12 protein-coding genes are annotated in these 19,346 nt (G+C 73.7%); 5 read left to right on the top strand and 7 right to left on the bottom strand.

What is annotated here, in order from left to right; all coding sequences use genetic code 11:
- Positions 1–74 precede the first annotated feature (74 nt).
- From OG294_RS26510 to OG294_RS26495, 4 genes are all read left to right on the top strand, one after another.
- Complete coding sequence (locus tag OG294_RS26510) at positions 75–3,611, top strand: sensor histidine kinase (RefSeq protein WP_327069053.1); 3,537 nt, start codon at positions 75–77, stop codon at positions 3,609–3,611.
- 10 nt (positions 3,612–3,621) lie between these two features.
- The gene (locus OG294_RS26505) at positions 3,622–4,035 is read left to right on the top strand and encodes a roadblock/LC7 domain-containing protein (RefSeq protein WP_184942492.1); all 414 of its coding nucleotides are present in this window, start codon (positions 3,622–3,624) and stop codon (positions 4,033–4,035) included.
- 342 nt (positions 4,036–4,377) lie between these two features.
- Positions 4,378–4,995: a DUF742 domain-containing protein gene (locus tag OG294_RS26500; protein ID WP_327069052.1), complete on the top strand. Its 618-nt coding sequence runs from the start codon at positions 4,378–4,380 to the stop codon at positions 4,993–4,995.
- Positions 4,976–5,560: a GTP-binding protein gene (locus tag OG294_RS26495; protein ID WP_327069051.1), complete on the top strand. Its 585-nt coding sequence runs from the start codon at positions 4,976–4,978 to the stop codon at positions 5,558–5,560. The genes OG294_RS26500 and OG294_RS26495 overlap by 20 nt, the downstream gene beginning before the upstream one ends.
- Positions 5,561–5,638: 78 nt before the next feature.
- Here OG294_RS26495 and cimA read toward each other — a convergent pair whose 3' ends face one another.
- The 4 genes from cimA to OG294_RS26475 all read right to left on the bottom strand — a co-directional run bounded on the left by cimA (position 5,639) and on the right by OG294_RS26475 (position 10,738).
- Positions 5,639–7,282: a citramalate synthase gene (cimA, locus tag OG294_RS26490; protein ID WP_327069050.1), complete on the bottom strand. Its 1,644-nt coding sequence runs from the start codon at positions 7,280–7,282 to the stop codon at positions 5,639–5,641.
- Between the two features lie 479 nt (positions 7,283–7,761).
- Positions 7,762–8,874 carry a branched-chain amino acid aminotransferase gene (locus tag OG294_RS26485; protein WP_327069049.1) on the bottom strand — a complete coding sequence of 371 codons (1,113 nt, stop codon included), beginning with the start codon at positions 8,872–8,874 and terminating at the stop codon, positions 7,762–7,764.
- Between the two features lie 182 nt (positions 8,875–9,056).
- Positions 9,057–10,097 (bottom strand): 3-isopropylmalate dehydrogenase, encoded by a 1,041-nt coding sequence (locus tag OG294_RS26480; protein WP_327069048.1) that lies wholly within the window; start codon positions 10,095–10,097, stop codon positions 9,057–9,059.
- 59 nt (positions 10,098–10,156) lie between these two features.
- Positions 10,157–10,738: a Uma2 family endonuclease gene (locus OG294_RS26475; protein ID WP_327069047.1), complete on the bottom strand. Its 582-nt coding sequence runs from the start codon at positions 10,736–10,738 to the stop codon at positions 10,157–10,159.
- Positions 10,739–10,829: 91 nt separating this feature from the next.
- On the opposite strand from OG294_RS26475, the gene OG294_RS26470 reads away from it, so the two are divergent.
- Complete coding sequence (locus tag OG294_RS26470) at positions 10,830–13,409, top strand: YfhO family protein (protein WP_327069046.1); 2,580 nt, start codon at positions 10,830–10,832, stop codon at positions 13,407–13,409.
- On the opposite strand, the gene OG294_RS26465 is transcribed toward OG294_RS26470, so the two are convergent.
- From OG294_RS26465 to serA, 3 genes are all read right to left on the bottom strand, one after another.
- Positions 13,360–16,773 carry a S8 family peptidase gene (locus OG294_RS26465; protein ID WP_327069045.1) on the bottom strand — a complete coding sequence of 1,138 codons (3,414 nt, stop codon included), beginning with the start codon at positions 16,771–16,773 and terminating at the stop codon, positions 13,360–13,362. The genes OG294_RS26470 and OG294_RS26465 overlap by 50 nt on opposite strands.
- Before the next feature lie 249 nt (positions 16,774–17,022).
- Positions 17,023–17,247 (bottom strand): hypothetical protein, encoded by a 225-nt coding sequence (locus OG294_RS26460; protein WP_327069044.1) that lies wholly within the window; start codon positions 17,245–17,247, stop codon positions 17,023–17,025.
- A 334-nt stretch (positions 17,248–17,581) separates the two neighbouring features.
- Positions 17,582–19,174 carry a phosphoglycerate dehydrogenase gene (gene serA, locus OG294_RS26455; protein ID WP_327071679.1) on the bottom strand — a complete coding sequence of 531 codons (1,593 nt, stop codon included), beginning with the start codon at positions 19,172–19,174 and terminating at the stop codon, positions 17,582–17,584.
- Positions 19,175–19,346: the final 172 nt, after the last annotated feature.

Below are 19,346 nucleotides of genomic sequence, written 5' to 3'. Positions count from 1 at the left end.
AGAGTTCTGCCGGGTTCTCCCCCTTCGCGGCGAAGCCCGAGCGTCCCCTGCCCGGCTCCGGTACCCCGGGCCGATTGGTCAGTTCGCCCCTGGAGCCCGGTAGCGGCACCGACGAACGTCCAACGCGGACCAGCCGGTACGAGTTCCTGGCCTTCCGCAACTGGCGGGTGCCGGTCCGACTCGTCTCGATCATGCTGATACCGGTCATCATCGCGCTGGTCTTCGGCGGTCTGCGCGTCAACACCTCGTTCGACAGCTACGTCAAGGCCAGCCAGGCCGAGAAGATCGCCGAGCTGGCCCGCGCCGCCACCAACCTGGCCGACGCGCTGGAGAACGAGCGCGACCTCAGCCTGACCCCGCTGCTCACCGGGCAGGACCCGGAGGGCACCGTCGCCAAGCTGCGTGCCACCACGGACCAGCGGATGACCACGTACCGCGCCGCCGTCGCCAAGATCAGCAACAGCGCCGAAATCACCCAGGACGACTACGCGTTCGAGTCGGACGCCGCCTCGCTGGCGCACCTGCGCAGCGTCGCCTACACGCCCGAGCTGTACGCGAGCGCCACCATCGACGCCTACTCGGTGATGATCAACCCGCTGCTGTCGATCGACGGTACGGTCGGCGCCGGCAGCGCCGCAGGGGTGAACCGCGGTCGCGCCATCTACAACATCTCGCAGACCAAGGCCTACTCCTCGACCCAGCGCGCCCAGATGCTGATGCTGCTGGTCGGGATCGGCGCCCAGAAGACCACCCGGTGGGAGAACATCCAGCTGATCCAGGATCTGCTGGTCTCCTCCAACATCCAGCAGAACGCGCTGGCGAGCTTCCAGACCGGCTCCTCCCCGCAGGACAACCACGTCTACGCGGACGCACTGGTCGCCGAGGCCACCGCCGATGCCAAGCTGCCGCTGCGGATGCCGGACAACCAGACGCTGCCCAGCGTGACGGGCCTGATGAGCATCGGCCTGGCCTACCAGCAGGCCGCCTCGGACGGCATGTCCACCCCGGACTCCGCCGCCGCCGCGGCGCAGGCCGCCGCCAGCGCACAGTCCGCCGGCCTGACCCCGGCGAACTGGCTGCAGGCCACCCAGAGCGAGATCAACCCGCTGCGGTCCACCGAGACCTCGCTGCTGAACAGCGTCGTCAACGACGCGGTCACCGCCAAGGACAGCGCCCAGACCGACGCCATCCTGAACGCCTCGATCGTGGTGGCCTCGCTGGTGCTGGCCGGTCTGCTCACCGGCTTCATCGCCCGCTCGATGATCCTCGGGATGCGCGTGCTGAACACCGCCGCGCTGGAGATCGCCAACCACCGACTGCCCGACCTGGTCGAGAAGCTCTCCAAGACCGACCCGGACCGGGTGGACACCAACGTCGAGAAGATTCCGCTCTGGGGCCGGGACGAGATCGGCGAGGTCGCCCGCGCCTTCGACCAGGTGCACAGCCAGGCGGTCTCGCTGGCCGCCGAGCAGGCGCTGCTCCGAGGCAACCTGAACGCGATCTTCTCCAACCTCTCGCGCCGCAGCCAGGGCCTCATCCAGCGCCAGCTGGCGCTGATCACCGACCTGGAGAACAACGAGGCCGACCCGGACCAGCTGGAGAACCTCTTCAAGCTGGACCACCTCGCCACCCGTATGCGCCGCAACGGTGAGAACCTGCTGGTTCTGGCCGGTGAGGAGCCGGGCCGTCGCTGGAACACCCCCGTCCCGCTGGTCGACGTGCTGCGCGCCGCCGCCTCCGAGGTGGAGCAGTACGAGCGCATCGAGCTGTCCGGCATCCCGGAGGCCGAGGTCATCGGCGCGGCCGTGACCGACCTCGTCCACCTGCTCGCCGAGCTGCTGGAGAACGCCACCTCGTTCTCCAGCCCGCAGACCCGGGTCACCGTCACCGCGACCCGGCTGCCGGACGGCCGGGTGCTGGTCGAGATCCACGACAAGGGCATCGGCCTGACCGCCGAGGACTTCGCCGAGATCAACGAGAAGCTCGCCGAGCCGCCCACGGTCGACGCCTCGATCTCCCGCCGCATGGGCCTGTTCGTGGTCGGCCGGCTCTCCGACCGCCACGACGTGCGCGTCCAGCTGCGTCCCTCGGGCGAGTCGGCCGGCACCACCTCGCTGGTCATGCTCCCGGCCGCGCTGACCCAGATGCGCGCCATGCCGGAGCCGGAGGAGGAGTTCACGGTCTCGCGGATCTTCGCGGACCAGGAGCCCTCGACCGCCGGCTGGGACCAGGACGGCTACGCCGCGCCGCGCAGCGCGGCCGAGCTGGGCTTCGACGACAACCTCGCCCTCGGTGGGCGCGGCGCCGGCGGCTTCAGCCCGGCGCTGGACTCGATGCAGCGCTCGCAGCGGCTGGACCAGCGCCGCCGGGCCGCACTGGAGTCCGGCTCCGGCGAGGCCGGCGAGTTCGACGGCGGCGAGCAGGAGTTCGCCGGCGAGGGCTTCCAGCCGGACGGGTTCCAGCAGCAGGGCTTCGGCCGTGACGAGCTGCAGCAGGGCGAGTTCCGCCAGGACGACTTCCAGCAGGGCGACTACGCGACCGCCGAGTTCAGCCGGGCCGAGCTCGGCCACGCGGAGGCCGCCGAGGCGGACTACGTCGAGGCGGAGTTCGTCGAGCCCGAGCCGGAGCAGCAGGACTACGGGCAGCAGGCCCACGAGCAGTCCTACGGCTACGGCCAGCAGCAGGGCTACCAGGACGGCGGCTACTACGCCGACCAGCAGCCCTACGCCGGCCAGGGCTACCAGCAGCAGGCCCCCGAGCAGTCCTACGGCGGCTACGGCCAGCAGCAGGGCTACTACGCCGACCAGGGCGCCGGGGCCTACGGCTACCAGGACGGCGGCTACCAGCCCGAGGGCTACCAGCGGCACGGCTACCAGCAGCCGGCGGACGACGGCTACCAGGACACCGCCGCCCTGCCGCAGGTCTCCGAGCGCGGCTTCGACGGCTTCGCGCCGCGGGGCACCTCGGGCCCCGGCCGCGGCGAGACCCCGGCCGGCCACCCGTACGGTGCCGAGTCCCCGGCGCTGCCGGCGGCCCAGCCGCCCACGCTCGACTCGGGTCTGCCGCAGCGCCGCCCCGGCCAGCAGCTGGTGGGCGGTGGGCTCGGCTCCCGCGCGATCGGCGAGCTGAACTCGGACGAGCAGCCGAACTGGTTCACCGGTGCCAAGGACACCTCGGCCGACGAGGCCGAGGCGGCGCGCGGTCACCAGGTGTCGGGCCTCGGCGCCTCGGGCCCGACCGGCCCGACCGCCTGGCAGTCGGCGAACGACGGGGCCTGGCAGCGCGCCGAGCAGGTGCGCGAGCCGGCTGCCGGCGGGGTGACCGGATCCGGTCTGCCGCGCCGGGTCCCCAAGCAGAACCTCGTCCCCGGCAACGCCAAGTCGGGCAGCAGCGAGGGACCGCAGGTCTCGCGCAGCCCCGAGGAGGTGCGCGGTCGCCTGACCAACCTGCGCCGCGGTGTGGCCCAGGGCCGCAACGCGGGCAGCGAGTCCGGCCAGACCGGCAGCTTCCGGATCGACCCCCAGGACATGTCCCAGCCCGGTCACCCCGGGGCAGGACACCAGAACGACAGCACCGATCTCTTCGGCGGCTCGAACCACCAGGAGCGTTGAGTTGACTCAGATGAGCCAGGCCGCACAGAACCTGAACTGGCTGATCACCAATTTCGTGGACAACACCCCCGGGGTGTCGCACACGGTGGTGGTCTCCGCCGACGGGCTCCTGCTCGCCATGTCCGAGGGCTTCCCGCGCGACCGCGCCGACCAGCTCGCCGCCGTCGCCTCCGGCCTCACCTCGCTGACCTCCGGCGCCAGCCGGATCTTCGAGGGCGGCGACGTCAACCAGACCGTCGTGGAGATGGAGCGCGGCTTCCTCTTCCTGATGGCCATCAGCGACGGCTCCTCGCTCGCCGTCCTCGCCTCCCCCGACTCCGACATCGGCCTCGTCGGCTACGAGATGGCCCTGCTCGTCGACCGGGCCGGCGCCGTCCTCACCCCCGCCCTGCGAGCCGAACTCCAGGGCAGCCTCCTGCACTGACCGGCCGTCAGGGGCTCGTCCCGGCGCACTGCGCCGAACCGACGCCCCTGACGGTCCGTCGGTCGGTCGGCACTGCGGTCACGCCCCCTCGGACCAGCTGTTTTCGGTCCGGCGTAGCGCTCCTGACGGTCCATCGGGTATCACTGACGGGCCATCGGACGTACCCCGGTGAGGGCATGCGGTCACCGTCGTAGTACTTGTAGTATCCAGCCGCCCCTTTCCGAGCCCGTGGCGACGGGCACGGTGTCGGGCTTGTACGGCACCTCGCACCACCGGCACCGGTCCCACAGCCGACGCCGCGCCCGCACCTTGCAACAGCCGCATCCTGTGAGGAGAGGAACCGTGACACCGCCCGACGATCGCCAGGGCTCGTACGGAGTCCCGTACCCCGGCACCGGCCACGACGCGTTCGGTACTCCCGGCGCAGGCCAAGGCCAGAGCTACGGCCGACCGCAGTACGGCGAGTACGGCGACCCGTACGGTCGGCCCCTCCCGCAGCACGGCCAGCCGTACCCGCAGCAGCAGATGCGGCCTGCCCCGCAGGCAGAGCCCGCCGCCGCGGACCAGCGGCAGGCCGCTGGGCTCCAGGACGCGGCGGGTGCCGACGAAGCGGACAGCGGTCCGCTGATCAGACCGTTCGCGATGACCGGGGGCCGCACCCGACCGCGGTACGAACTGGCTCTGGAGGCACTGGTTTCGGCCAATGTCGACCAGGCCCGCCTGGCCACGCTGCTGCCCGAGCACCAGCGGATCTGCACGCTGTGCGCCACCGAGGTGAAGTCGGTGGCCGAGGTCTCGGCGCTGCTCTCCCTGCCACTCGGGGTGGCCCGGATCCTCGTGGCCGACCTCGCCGAAGCCGGCCTGGTCGCCATCCACCAGCCCGCCGCCGGGGGCGAATCCGGCAACCAGCCCGACGTCACGCTGCTCGAAAGGGTCCTCAGTGGACTTCGCAAGCTCTAGCCCCGCGGCCGCCACCCGCGCCACCACCTCCGCGAAGATCGTCGTGGCGGGCGGCTTCGGTGTCGGCAAGACCACCCTCGTCGGCGCCGTCTCCGAGATCAACCCGCTGCGCACCGAAGCCGTCATGACCAGCGCCTCCGCCGGCATCGACGACATCAGCAAGGTCTCCGGAAAAACCACCACCACGGTGGCCATGGACTTCGGCCGCATCACCCTCGACGAAGACCTCATCCTCTACCTCTTCGGCACCCCCGGCCAGGACCGCTTCTGGTTCATGTGGGACGACCTCGTCCGCGGCGCCATCGGCGCCGTCGTCCTCGTCGACACCCGCCGCCTCGCCGACTGCTTCCCCGCCCTCGACTACTTCGAGAACAGCGGACTGCCCTTCGTCGTCGCCCTCAACGGCTTCGACGGACACCAGCCCCACACCCCCGACGAAGTCCGCGAAGCACTCCAGCTCGGCCCCGACACCCCGATCATCGCCCTCGACGCCCGCCGCCGCGACAGCGCCAAGAGCGCCCTGATCACCCTCGTCGAACACGCCCTGCTCGCCAGACTCCGCTGACCTGGGCCCCGGTCCGGCGCTCCCGCCGGTGCGCCGGGGCGGTCGGGGACCCCGTGGGCCGGGGTCCCCGCATCCGTGTCAGCCCTGCTCCGTCTCCCGGTGCCCCGGCTCCCGGTGCTCCGGTTCGAGGCCGGACTTGAGCAGGATGTAGGTGTAGGCGTCGTCCAGCGCGTGCCAGGAGGCGTCGATCACGTTGTCCGCGACACCCACGGTGGACCAGGTCGCGCTGCCGTCGGCGGACTCCACCAGCACCCGGGTGCGCGAGCCGGTGCCGTGCCGGCCCTCCAGGATCCGGACCTTGTAGTCCACCAGCTCCAGCTTGGCCAGCTGCGGGTAGATCCGCTCCAGCGCGGTGCGCAGGGCCTTGTCCAGCGCGTCGACCGGCCCGTTGCCCTCGCCGGTGGCCACGATCCGCTCGCCCTTGGCCCAGAGCTTCACCGTGGCCTCGTTGCCCGTGCCGCCCTCCTGCCGCTGCTCGCTGATGGTGCGCCAGGACTCCAGCGTGAAGAAGCGCTCGCGGCTGCCGTGCACCTCGTCGCGGAGCAGCAGCTCGAAGGAGGCGTCGGCGGCCTCGTAGGTGTAGCCGAGGTTCTCCTGCTCCTTGACCTTGGCGACCACCCGGCCCACCAGCTCGCGGTCGGCGGAGAGGTCGTAGCCCAGCTCCCGGCCCTTGAGCTCCACCGAGGCCCGCCCGGCCATGTCGGAGACCAGCATCCGCATGGTGTTGCCGACCCGCTCGGGGTCGATGTGCTGGTACAGGTTCGGGTCGACCTTGATCGCGGAGGCGTGCAGGCCACCCTTGTGCGCGAAGGCGGAGACGCCCACGTACGGCTGGTGGGTGCCGGGCGTCAGGTTGACCACCTCGGCGATGGCGTGCGAGATCCGGGTCATCTCGGCCAGCTTGCCGAGCGGCAGCACCGGGCGCCCGTACTTGATCTCCAGCGCGCCGACCACCGGGAACAGGTTGGCGTTGCCGACCCGCTCGCCGTAGCCGTTGGCCGTGCACTGGACGTGGCTGGCCCCGGCGTCCACCGCGGCCAGCGTGTTGGCCACCGCGCAGCCGGTGTCGTCCTGCGCGTGGATGCCGAGCCGGGCGCCGGTGGCGGCCAGCACCTCGGCGACGGTCTCGCGGATGCCCGCGGGCAGCATCCCGCCGTTGGTGTCGCAGAGCACCACGACGTCGGCGCCCGCCTCCTGCGCGGTGCGCACCACGGCGAGGGCGTAGTCGCGGTTGGCCCGGTAGCCGTCGAAGAAGTGCTCGCAGTCGACGAAGACCCGGCGCCCCCGCGCGCGCAGGTGGGCGACGCTGTCCCGGATCATCGCCAGGTTCTCGTCCAGCGTGGTGCGCAGGGCCAGCTCCACGTGGCGGTCGTGCGCCTTGGCGACCAGGGTGACCACCGGGGCTCCGGAGTCGAGCAGCCCCGCCAGCTGCGGGTCCGTCGCCGCCTCGCCGCCGGCCCGGCGGGTCGCCCCGAAGGCCACCAACTGCGCGTGCTTCAGGTCGAGTTCGGTGGCGGCCCGGGCGAAGAACTCGGTGTCACGGGGGTTGGCGCCCGGCCAGCCGCCCTCGATGAACCCGACTCCGAAGTCGTCCAGGTGCCGTGCAATGGTCAGCTTGTCGGCCACCGTGAGGTTGATGCCCTCGCGCTGCGCGCCGTCGCGCAGGGTGGTGTCGAAGACGTGGAAGCTGTCGTCGGGGTGACGCGTACTGCCGTCGGTCATGGCCCTGGTTTCTCCGTTCGGGGAGATGTCTCTGCTTGTCTGCCGGTCTTCCGTCCCCGGCTCCACTGTCCACCATCCCGCGCGCCACCCGGCTCCCGCTCCCGCCTGGTGGGCTGGAGCCGGTCCGTCGGGTCCTGGCCGGCCGGCGTGGGGTGGGCCGGACCTGGCAAAAACAAAAGACCCCTCGCGGGTGCGAGAGGTCTGCGCGCGGGTCTTGAGACACGGTGGTCGTCCCGCGGGGATCACTGCGGAACGGTCACTGCGGACCGGCGCGCCTGCTGCCAATAATGAGCGCGAGCGAGGACACGCTGGAAGTCTGGCACATGATCCGGAAGGCGGTCGGGACGTCTCGCGATCCGGGACGGGAGTATCAGGACAGGCGATCGGTGTCGAGGGTGAAGGAGAAGGGCTCGGAGCGGAACGCTTCGAGGCTACCCACCCGGGTGTCCCAGCGCCGTGGAACACCCGGGTGAGGTGGTTCAGGCGATCGGGTGCATCCAGTTGTGGGTGTCCTTGACGGTGCCGCCCTGGAGGGCGAGCAGGGTCTCGCGCAGGCGCATGGTGACCGGGCCGGGCTCGCCCTTGCCGACGGTCCAGTCGGCGCGGGCGGACTTGACCGAGCCGACCGGGGTGATCACGGCGGCGGTGCCGCAGGCGAAGACCTCGGTCAGGGTGCCGTCGGCGTTGCCCTGCTTCCACTCGTCGGTGGAGATCTTGCGCTCCTCGGTGGCGTAGCCGAGGTCGGCGGCGATGGTGAGCAGCGAGTCACGGGTGATGCCGGGCAGCAGCGCGCCGGACAGGGCCGGGGTGACGATCTTCGCGTCCTCGCCCTCGCCGAGGACGAAGTAGAGGTTCATGCCTCCCATCTCCTCGATCCACTTGTGCTCGGCGGCGTCCAGCCAGACCACCTGGTCGCAGCCCTGGGCCGCGGCCTGGGCCTGGGCGACCAGCGAAGCGGCGTAGTTGCCCGCGCACTTGGCGGCGCCGGTGCCGCCGGGCGCGGCGCGCACGTACTCCTCGGAGAGCCAGACCGAGACCGGCTTCACGCCGCCGGGGAAGTAGGCGCCGGCCGGGGAGGCGATCACGATGAAGAGGTACTCGTTGGCGGGCCGGACCCCCAGGCCCGCCTCGGCGGCGAACATGAACGGGCGCAGGTAGAGGCTCTGCTCGGCCTCGGTGGGCACCCAGTCGCGGTCCTGCTGGACGAGCAGCTCACAGGCCTTGACGAAGGCGTCGGCGGGCAGCTCGGGCATCGCCAGGCGGCGGGCCGAGGCCTGGAAGCGGGCCGCGTTCGCCTCCGGACGGAAGGAGGCGATCGAGCCGTCGGGCTGGCGGTAGGCCTTGAGGCCCTCGAAGATGGCCTGCCCGTAGTGCAGGGTCATGTTCGCCGGGTCCATCTCCAGCGGCGCGTACGGGGTGAGCTGGGCGTCGTGCCAGCCGCGGCCCTCGGTCCAGCGGATGGTGACCATGTGGTCGGTGAAGATCCGGCCGAAGCCGGGGTTCGCCAGCCTGGCCTCGCGCTCCGCCGCGGGCAGCGGGTGCGCGGAAGGCTTGAGCTCGAACGTGATGGGCGCCTGGGTGGGCGTGGTCATGGCTTCTGTCCTTCACCGTGTGGTTGGTCAGGGCCGTGACCGCCTCCCGGCGGCGGGTCGGGGGAACCCGGGTACGCCGAAGGCACGGCCCACTGTTGATACTCGCATCTAAGGGGCCGTGCCGAACAGCTGTGGATTTGTAGCGCCCCCGGGGCGCCTCGCTCCGCCTCTCAGCCGGCCCGTCAGCCGGATACTCGGCCGGCGAGCGCGTCGCCGACCTCGGTGGTGGTCCGCACGGCGCTGCCGCGCCCGGCCAGGTCGGCGGCGACGGCCGCCTCGACCTTGGCCGCCTCGGCGGTGAAACCGAGGTGGTCGAGGAGCATGGCCACCGACAGCACGGTGGCCGTCGGGTCGGCCTTGCCCTGGCCCGCGATGTCCGGGGCGGAGCCGTGCACCGGCTCGAACATCGAGGGGAAGGCCCCGGAGGGGTTGATGTTGCCGCTCGCGGCCAGGCCGATGCCACCGGTGACGGCGGCGGCCAGGTCGGTCAGGATGTCGCCGAACAGGTTGTCGGTGACGATCACGTCGAACCGCTCGGGCTGGGTGACGAAGAAGATGGTCGCCGCGTCCACGTGCAGGTAGTCGGTGGTGACCTCGGGGAACTCCTGGCCGACCTGCTGGAAGATCCGGGTCCACAGGTGGCCGGCGTGCACCAGCACGTTGTTCTTGTGGACCAGGGTCAGCTTCTTGCGCGGACGGGCGGCGGCCCGGCGGTAGGCGTCGCGGACCACGCGCTCGATGCCGAAGGCGGTGTTGAGGCTGACCTCGGTGGCCACCTCCTGCTCGGTGCCGGTGCGCAGCGAGCCGCCGTTGCCGACGTAGGGGCCCTCGGTGCCCTCGCGGACGACCACGAAGTCGATCGCCGGGGTGCCGGCCAGCGGCGAGGCGACGCCGGGGAAGAGCTTGCCCGGGCGGAGGTTGATGTGGTGGTCGAAGGCGAACCGCAGCTTGAGCAGCAGCCCGCGCTCCAGCACCCCGGAGGGGACGGAGGGGTCGCCGATCGCACCGAGCAGGATCGCGTCGTGCGTCTTCAGCTCCGCCAGCACCGCGTCCGGGAGGGTCTCACCGGAGGCGTGGTAGCGGCGGGCGCCGAGGTCGTACTCGGTGGTCTCCAGCTTGACGTCGCCGGGGAGGGCGGCGGCAAGCACCTTGAGGCCCTCGGCCACGACTTCCTGGCCGATACCGTCACCGGGGATCACTGCGAGACGAAGGCTGCGAGACATGCTGGGAACGGTACTCCCCTGTCTTGGAGAGTGACATCCGGCGTCCAGAATGCGGACGGTCAGCGGCGGGTCAGCTCGATCTCCACCGGGAACGGGTGATCCAGCTTGAGCACCTCCCGGTGCACACCCGTACCGATGTAGGCGCCGGCGGCGGGGTCGATCTCGTAGGTGTAGGCGACCGGGCGGCCCTCGTCGCTCTCGACCCGCCAGAAGTAGCGGATGCCTGCTTCGGCGTACTTGCGCGGCTTGACGTCCCGATCGCGCTCGACGGACTCCTCCGACACCACCTCGATCGCCAGCAGGACGTCCTCGGGCTGGAAGGCGGTCTGCTTGGGGCCTCCGTAGGCCCCTCGCCTGGCCGCCAGGAGGTCCGGCTCCGGACGGTTCCGCTTGCCGAGCACGACCGACATCTCCCGCCAGACCTCCCATTCGGTCGGCACCGACGTCCGAAGCCCGTACTCCAGAAGCCACATGGCCCAGTTGTGGAATGTCGTCTGCGGGCTCGCGAAGATCAGGCTCCCGTCGATCAGCTCCGTGTGCGGAGGCAGCTCGGGGAGCCGGTCCAGATCTTCCGCCGTCCAGCCACCGACGGGCGGGCGCAGCCAGGCCGGGAACGGTTCGGCGCTCATCATTGCTCCCATGCGGAGATTCTGGCGGTCCACTTCAGGCTACCCGGCGGGTCCTGAGGGGGAATCACCCGAAAGTGGCCGCCGCGCCGCGCCGGGTTCCGCCGTGCTCGCGGTGGGGGTGTACGTGGTGGCGCTGGCGGCGCGGCGGGGGTATCCGTTCGGGGCGGGGCCGCGGGCGGGGACGGTGCTGGCCGAGCAGGTGGTCCCGCTGCACGCGCACCTGTGGGACCTGCTGCACGGGCGCGGTGGCGGGGACCTGCTGGTCAACTGGAACAGTGGTTACGGGGTGCCGTTCCTGCCCGACCTGGTGACCGATCTGCTGAACCCGTTCTCGCTGCTGGTCCTGCTCGTCCCGCGCGAACAGGTGGCTCTGGCCGTCTTCCTCGGCACCCTGCTGAGCATCGGCCTGGGCACCGCGCTGATGACCGTCTTCCTGGGGCGGCTGGCCCCGGGCCCGGGGTGGCTGCGGGCGCTGCTCGCCACCGGGTACGGGCTCTGTGCCTGGGTACTGGTGGAGGGGGTCGGGCGGCCCGCCTGGCTCTGGGGACTGGTCTCGCTGCCGCTGGTCGGCCTGGCCTTCGACCGCTGCCTGCGGCGCACCGGGTGGCCGCTGGGCGCGGTGGCGGTCGCGCTGGCCTGGGTCGGCAATTTCTACACCGCAGCGGCGGCCACCCTCGGGGCCGCCCTGGTCCTGGTGCTGCGCCTGCTGGTGGACCGGCGCCCGGCGGGTGAGCGGCTGCGCTCGCTGGGGCGGGCGCTGGCGATGACGGCGACCGGGGTCGCGGCGGCGGCGCCGGTGCTCTGGGTGACCTTCGAGGCCGGGCGGACCGCGGTGCCCGCCGCCGTGCCGCACCCTGGCACGCCGGGGCTCACCGACTACCTGGCCCGGCTGCTGCCCGGCACTCCCGCCGGGAGCGGGCTGCCCGAGGTCTTCACCGGTGTGCCGGTCCTGCTGCTGGTGGCCGCGCTGCCGTTCAACCGCGCGGTGCCGGTGCGCGAGCGTCTGGTTTGGCCGCTGGCGCTGGCGCTGGTCGCGATCGCGTTCGTCTGGCGGCCGAGCCAGTTGCTGTGGCACGTGGCGACCGCGCCGCAGGGCGATCCGTACCGGTCGACCTTCGTGCTGGCCGGGCTGCTGACCATGGCGGCCTGGGTCGGCCTGGCGCACCGGCCCGGCCCGCTCGCGCTCGGCTGCGGGGCGGCGCTGCTCGCCGGGCCGGCCGCACTGGCCGGGGCCCGCGGGTCGACCCCGCTCACCTGGGTGCTGCTGGGGGCCGGGGTCCCGGTGCTGGTGGGGGCGCTGTGGGCGCTGGCCTCCACCGGGGCCGGCCGGCGGCGCGCCGCGGCGACGGTGCTGGGTTGCGCCGTCCTCCTGGGGTCGGGCGCGGCGGCCTACGCGGCGCTGGGGCCGCGTGACCGCGAGCCGGACGATCCGACGGCGGCGACCACCGCCGCACTGCCCGTGCCGGTCCAGGCCGTGCTGCCGGCACCCGAGCCGGCGGCCGAACAGGCCGCGGCGGCACGGCGGTTGCTCCGGTCGGCCGAGGACTGGCCGGCCGCCCGCGCCGACCCCGGGCCGACGGCACTCACCGGCAACGATCCGATGCTGCTGGGCGGCCAGGGCGGCGGCTACCGCAGCGACTACCTGCCGCTGGCCACCGCGCAGGCGCTGCACTCGCTGGGCGCCGGCTGGCTGCTGCAGGGGCGCCAGACGCTCAGCGCCGCCGATCCGGTCGGGCAGGCGCTGCTCGCGGTGGGCAGCTCGCTCCAGCCCGGCCCGACGGTGCGCCGGTCACCCGCGGCGCCGCTGGTCACCGTGCGCCCGCCCGGGGCGCCGACCCCGCCGAGCGGCGCCCCGGTCTGGGCGCGCCAGCAGGCGCTGCTCGGCGCGGCGGTCTGGGCGCGCCAGCAGGCGCTGCTCGGCGCGGCGGTCTACCAGGTCCCGGTGCTGGTGCCGGGCGCCGGGCCGGCCCCGACCGACCACGGCCGCAGCGGCTGGTCGCTGCCCACCACGCCGGCGGGCGAAGCCGGTACCGAACTCACTGCCGGCTGCGCGCCCGGACGCCTGGCCTACCTCTACGCGCCTTATCTGAACGGCCGGTTGAGCTGGCCGGGCGGTGTGCTGACGGTGCGCGGGGAGCAGAACGCGACGGCGCTGCCGATCCTGCCGCTCGGTCCGGTGCCGGCGGACGGCGTGGTCCGGGTGACGGTGCACGTCGAGCTGGCCACCCAGGTACCGGCCAGCCCGTTCGGCTGCCTGGATCCGGCGGCGCTGGCGCAGGCGGTGCAGGGGCTGCGCGCGGGCGGGGCCCGGTCGGTGCGGGCCGGCGGGCACACCGTCAGCGCCGAGCTGCCGCCGGGCAGCACCGGCAGCGCGGTGCTCGCGGTGCCCGCGGTGCCGGGGTGGCGGTGCGGGGTGGACGGCGGACCGTCGGCACCCGCGGGGTCGGTGCAGGGACTGCTCGCCGTCCCGCTGGGCCCGGGCGCGAGCCGGATCGGCTGCACCTTCGAGCAGCCGGGGCTGGCGCCGGGGCTGTGGGTCTCGGCCGCGGCGGTGGGCGGGTGGCTGCTGGTGACGGTGGGGTCCTGGTGGCGCCGCCGCGAGCGGGCGGCGGCGCCACCGGGGCCCGCTGGGCTCAACCCGCCGGCAGGTCGAGCAGCTGGGCCCGATGTCCGTCGGTGTTGAGGTGGTGCACCAGGAGCAGGCGGGCCGGGGCGGGGGTCGAGCGGCGCACCTCCAGCACGGTGCCAGGGGCCTCGGGCGAGGCGATGGCGCTCGATCCGCCCAGGCCGGAGCGGATGTCCAGGGCCGGGTGGAGCGGATCGAACTCCAGTCGCGGGCGGCCGTCGGTGAGCCCGACGGCGGAGAGCGCGTGCGCCGGGTCGGGTGTGCCACCCACCGAACCGGTCCAGATGGCGTAGCGGATCCGGCCGCCCGCGGGCGAGAACCTGGGCAGCGCGGACATCCGGATCGGCAGGACGACGGTGTCGCTGTCCAGCAGATCGGTGTCGGTATCACCCCATCGGGCGTTGAGCGGCTGGACGTCGAGCTGCGCTCCGCTGCGGGCGTCCAGCAGCCGGGCCACCAGGACGTCGCTGCCCGGCAGCCGGTCGGCGACCACGAACGCGTCCGGCACGCCGTCGCCGTCGGTGTCGAGCGCGGCGCGCACCGCCGTGGCGGCCACCGGAGTGACGGCCGGGGCCCAGCTGGTGGCCGCCAGGTAGAGCCTGGCGTCGGCGGCCGGCACGGTGGGCGCGTCGCCGGCCGCGCCCACCGCTCGCAGGTCGGCCGAGCGGTCGGGACCCTGGGCGGCGCACGGGGCGCCGTCCTGGCTGTGCTCGGGGCGCTCGATGCTGCCGGGCGCCGCCGCCCGGCCACTGGGCGCGGGAGTGGGGGCGGGTTCGGCAGGCGCGCAGTCCGGCCACCGCGCGCCCTCGCCGCCGAGCTCGAAGGCGCTGATCAGCGAGGCCGGCCCGGCGCTGGTGAGCGCGGGGGTGCCGGTGACGGCGAGCCTGGTCACCACCGGCCCGGCGGGACCCGCCTGCGCCGCCTGTCCCGGCTGCCCCGGCTGGGGCCCGGGCCGCACCGCCGGCGTGGTGGCGCCGACGGACGTCGCGGTCAGCTCGGAGGCGGCGCGCGGGGCGGCGAAGAGCGGCACCCGGAGCTCGGGCGCACCGCCCGCGGCCGGGGTGAGCAGCAGGCGCCCGGAGAGCTCGCCGCGGAAAGTGCGGGCCCGCCCGGACTGGGTGCGGGTCAGGGTGGGATCGGGCACCCGGTCGAGCGGGCCGGGAACGCTCAGGGTGACGTGGACCAGGGCGCTCTCCCCCGGCGCGACCGTCAGCTGGTCCGGCGTCAGGTCGAAGCGGGCGCCGGGCAGTTCGGCGTCCGCCTGGTACCCGGTGCGATAACTCATCGGCGCGCCGGACAGGTTGCGCACCGCGACGTCGCGGGTGACGGTGAGCGGCCCGGTCACCGGGACCGGGCCGAAGGAGAGGCCGACCTGGCCGGCGTCGTCGGCCGCGTAGGCGACGGCCGGGGTGGCCACGGCCAGGTCGACGCGCACCCGCCCGGCCCCGGCCCGCTCGGGGCCGAGCAGCGGGCCGCTGCGGCCGTTGCCCGCCCGCAGGTCGGTGGCGGTGTTCATCAGCGCGGCCTTGACCTCGGTGACGCTCCAGTCGGGGTGGGCGGCGCGGACCAGCGCGGCGGTCCCGGTGATGTGCGGGGCGGCCATCGAGGTGCCGTCCTCACGGGTGCCCCAGCTGCCGGTGCCGGCCTTGGCGGACCAGATGGTCTCGCCGGGCGCCGCCAGGTCGGGCTTGACCACGCCCGGTTCGCCGATGCCGCGGGAGCTGAAGCCGGTGAGCGTGTCGACCCGGTCGGGCCAGTCCTGGCCGACCGCACCGTGCAGCGGGTTGCCCGCGGTGGCGAGCCGCACGGTGAGCCCACCCCGGCCGGCCGGCGGATCCGCGGCCTGGCGCAGCCGGTCGCCGTCCTCGGCGCCGAGCAGCGCGGCGGGGATCCGCTCGTCTCCGCCGATCTCGTCCAGCCGGCCGCCCGCGGCCGGGTCGGCGGCGCCCGTCCCGGCCAGCAGCACGCCGACGGCGCCCGCGTCGGCGGCGTGGTCGGCGCGCGGGGTGGAGCCGCAGGCCCGGTCGGCGTCGGTCCGGGCCCAGTCGAGCAGGGCGATCCGGCCGCGCAGCCGGGCCGCGTCCACCGGGCCGAAGGCGGTGCAGCCGTCCGGGTCGGCGGTGGGCCGCACCACCTCGGCGGTCACCTCGGCGGTGCTCCAGCCGGTGTAGCGGGCGCTCCAGTGGGCGGGCAGCACCCCGGCCAGCGCCGCCGGGGCGAGCACCCGCACGCCGTCGGCGTCGCCGTGGCCGTCGACCGAGGCGGCCACCGCGATGGCCCGGGTGGCCACTCCCGGGCTGCCGCCGATGCCGTAGACGTCGCCGTCGTTGCCGGCCGAGGCGACCACCACGGTGCCGGCCTCGGCGAGCTTGTCGGCGGCCAGCGCGTCGGCGTCGCCGGGGTCGCCGAAGCCGCTGCCGAGCGAGAGGTTGACCACGTCCAGATGGTCGGCGAGGTCGCCCTTCTGGTCCGGGTCGGCGGCCAGGTCCAGGGCGTGCGCGAGCTGGTCGGTGGAGCCCTGGCAGCCGAAGACCTTGATCGCGTAGAGGGTGGCGCCCGGTGCGGCGCCGGGGCCGATCCGGAAGGCGGCCGGGTCCAGGCCCGGGCGGTACGGGCCGCGGTAGGTCTGCCCCTGGGCGTCGACGCCGTAGCCGGCCGCGGTGCCGGCCACGTGGGTGCCGTGGCCGTTGCGGGCGCAGTCCAGCGGATTGGGGTCGGGGTGCGGCACCGGCTGGTAGCCGGCGCCGCTCGGGTCGGGGTCGTAGTCGTCACCGACCAGGTCCTGCCCGCCGGTCACCTTGGCATTGGGGAAGAGCCCGGCGGGTGCGGGCCTGGCGGGATCGACCGCGCGGTAGGCGGCCTCCGTCCCGGGGCCGCCGAAATCGGCGTGGGTGTAGTCGATCCCGCTGTCGATGATGCCGATCCGCACCCCCTGCCCGGTGTTCCCGGGCACCCCGCCCCAGAGCGCCGGTGCGCCGGTGAGCGGGACGGAGTGCGCGTTGGAGCGCTGTTTGGGCGCGATCGGGTGCGCCGCACGCACGCCGGGCAGCGAGCGCAGCGCCGCGAGCCGGGCCGTGGGGGCGTTGACGGCCAGGCCCGTGAAGAGGGTGTGGGTGCGGTAGAGCACCCGGACGCCCGACCCGAGCCGCTGCTCCAGACGGGTGAGGGCCGCCTCGGCGCGCTGCCGGGCCGCCCGGCCCGCCTCGGCTGCCGCCTGGCCGGCCTGGGCCGCCGAGCGCTGCTCGCGCCGGGCGCCCTCGGCCGCCCGGCGCCAGGCGGGGGCGGCGGACTCGGTGTCCAGTTCGAGCAGCACCGAGCTCCGGGCGCCGCCCGCGGCCCCGCTCTGCTCGACCGCCAGGCCGGTGGGGGGCACGGCGGCGAGCACCAGCGGTCCGGCCAGCAGGGCCAGCGCGAGCAGCACCCCGGGGAGCCGGCGGCGCGCCGCGCGGTGCCGGGGGCCGTGCCGGTGCTGGGGTCCGTGCTGGTGCTGAGGTCCGTGCCGGTGCAGGTGACGGGGAGCGGAGGATCGGGAGCGGGGTGGCCCGGGGCGAAGTGGTCGGATACGCACCACCTCAGGATCTCGGGCTGCCCGCGACCCCGTCCCGGATACTGACGCCACGTCAGGCGAATGGCCCAACGCGCGGTCCCGGCAACGGCCGGGTCCGCGTGGTCAGTGCCCGGTGGCGCCGCCGTTGTCGCGGCGGTCGAGCGCCCGCTGCAGCGCGGCGGCGGCCTGCCCGGCACTCTGGCCGAAGCCGGCCGGGGCGTGCGGGTCGAGACGGCGCCGGCGGCGGCGCGGCTGTCCCGGGGCGCCCAGGACAGCGGCGTTCCGGGCGGCGATGCCGAGGGGGGCGGCGGTGTGACGGTGGCTGACCTGCTCTGCGGTGGAGGGCATACCAGGCTCCTTGGTCCAGAAGACGCCGTGCGGCGCCGGAAGCGGGAGGAGGGGGGTATACGCCTGGCGGGGATCGCCCGCCGCGCTGCGTACGGCGCACCCGGCCCGCGCGCGCCGGGCGGCTTGGTGGGGCCCTGGCGGGGGAACCGGATGGTCATTTCACGGTACGCCGAGCCCAGGCCGCTGTCTGCACGACTAGTTGGATTTCCTACTATCTGAGACGACTCTCACCCGGGCGGGCCCAACCGGGCCTGACCTGGCCGAAAACGCACGCCGACCCCGGACCGCTCGGCGGTCCGGGGTCGGCGAACTGACGGCGCGTCGGCCGGCCGGATCAGCCCAGGTCGACCCCGCGGGCGAACTTGGCGCCCACCTCGCTGGCGATCTCGGCCAGCACCTCCTGCGGGATCTGGGAGTCGACGGTGATCGAGGCCAGCGCGTCCTTGGTCTCGCCGTCCCGGGCCACCTGCATGCCGGCGATGTTGATGCCCGCGTCGCCGAGGATCCGGCCCAGGGTGCCGACCACGCCGGGGCGGTCCTCGTACTTGAAGAAGGCCATGTGGTCGGTGAGCGCCACGTCCACCTCGAAGGCGTCCACGCCGACGATCTTCTGCTGCTGCTTGGGGCCGGACAGCGTGCCGGAGATGGCGATCTCGGCGCCGTCGGCCAGGGTGCCGCGCACGGTGATCACGTTGCGGTGCTCGACGCTCTCGCTGCTGGTGGTCAGGCGTACCTCGACGCCGCGCTCCTGGGCGAACAGCGGGGCGTTGACGTAGGACACCGTCTCGGCCACGACGTCCTCGAAGACGCCCTTGAGCGCGGAGAGTTCGAGCACCTTGACGTCGTGCTGGGTGATCTCGCCGCGCACCTCGACGTCGAGCCGCACCGCCACCTCGCCGGCCAGCGCGGTGAAGATCCGGCCGAGCTTCTCGGCCAGCGGCAGGCCGGGGCGCACGTCCTCGGCGATCACGCCGCCCTGGACGTTGACCGCGTCCGGGACCAGCTCGCCGGCCAGCGCCAGGCGCACCGACTTGGCGACGGCGATGCCGGCCTTCTCCTGCGCCTCGTCGGTGGAGGCGCCCAGGTGCGGGGTGGCCACCACGTTGTCGAAGGTGAAGAGCGGGGAGTCGGTGCACGGCTCCTTGGCGTAGACGTCGAGGCCGGCGCCGGCCACCCGGCCCTCCTTGAGGGCGGCGGCGAGCGCGGCCTCGTCGACGATGCCGCCGCGGGCGGCATTGACGATCCGCACGCTCGGCTTGACCTTGTGCAGCGCGTCGTCGCCGATCAGGCCGATCGTCTCGGGGGTCTTGGGCAGGTGGACGGTGATGAAGTCGGAGACCTCCAGCAGCTCGTCCAGCGAGAGCAGCTTGACGCCCATCTGGGCCGCGCGGGCGGCCTGGATGTAGGGGTCGTAGGCGACGATCTTCATGCCGAAGGCGGACATCCGCTGGGCGACCAGCACGCCGATCCGGCCCAGGCCCACCACGCCGAGGGTCTTCTCGGACAGCTCGACGCCGGTGTACTTGTTGCGCTTCCACTCACCGGCCTTGAGCGCGGAGTTGGCGGGCGCGATGTTGCGGGCCACCGAGATCAGCAGCCCGCAGGCGAGTTCGGCGGCGGTGACGATGTTGGAGGTCGGCGCGTTGACGACCATCACGCCGGCCTTGGTGGCGGCGGCGACGTCGACGTTGTCCAGGCCGACACCGGCCCGGGCGACCACCTTCAGCTTCTTCGCCACGGCCAGCGCCTCGGCGTCGATCCGGGTGGCCGAGCGGATCAGGATGGCGTCCACGTCCGCGATGGCGGTCAGCAGTTCGGTGCGGTCGGCTCCGTCGCAGTGGCGGATCTCGAAGTCCGGCCCCAGGGCGTCGACGGTGGCGGGCGACAGCTCTTCGGCGATCAGTACGACGGCGCTCTGAGAGGTCACGGCCTTGGATGTCACAGTGCTCACGACAGTTGGTCCTTACTGTCCGGTACTCCCCCGCTCCACGGTCACGTGGGTGGCGTGGCCGGCGCAGCGCTCCGGCGGGCGTGGGGATGGTGGCATGCCGCGTAGGTAGACGCACGACGCTGTGGGCCTGACGCGCACTCGGAAGTCT

The sequence above is a fragment of the Kitasatospora sp. NBC_01302 genome (assembly GCF_035976515.1).
GTDB lineage: Bacteria > Actinomycetota > Actinomycetes > Streptomycetales > Streptomycetaceae > Kitasatospora.
Note: the sequence above shows the minus strand (reverse complement) of the source record. Positions and strands in the feature narration are given on the sequence as shown.

Bases quoted from the DNA above. Each gene is read 5' to 3' on its own strand.
- OG294_RS26505 (WP_184942492.1), top strand. From the start codon at position 3,622: ATGAGCCAGGCCGCACAGAACCTGAACTGGCTGATCACCAATTTCGTG.
- cimA (WP_327069050.1), bottom strand. From the start codon at position 7,282: ATGACCGACGGCAGTACGCGTCACCCCGACGACAGCTTCCACGTCTTC.
- OG294_RS26460 (WP_327069044.1), bottom strand. From the start codon at position 17,247: ATGCCCTCCACCGCAGAGCAGGTCAGCCACCGTCACACCGCCGCCCCC.
- OG294_RS26480 (WP_327069048.1), bottom strand. From the start codon at position 10,097: ATGTCTCGCAGCCTTCGTCTCGCAGTGATCCCCGGTGACGGTATCGGC.
- OG294_RS26485 (WP_327069049.1), bottom strand. From the start codon at position 8,874: ATGACCACGCCCACCCAGGCGCCCATCACGTTCGAGCTCAAGCCTTCC.
- OG294_RS26475 (WP_327069047.1), bottom strand. From the start codon at position 10,738: ATGGGAGCAATGATGAGCGCCGAACCGTTCCCGGCCTGGCTGCGCCCG.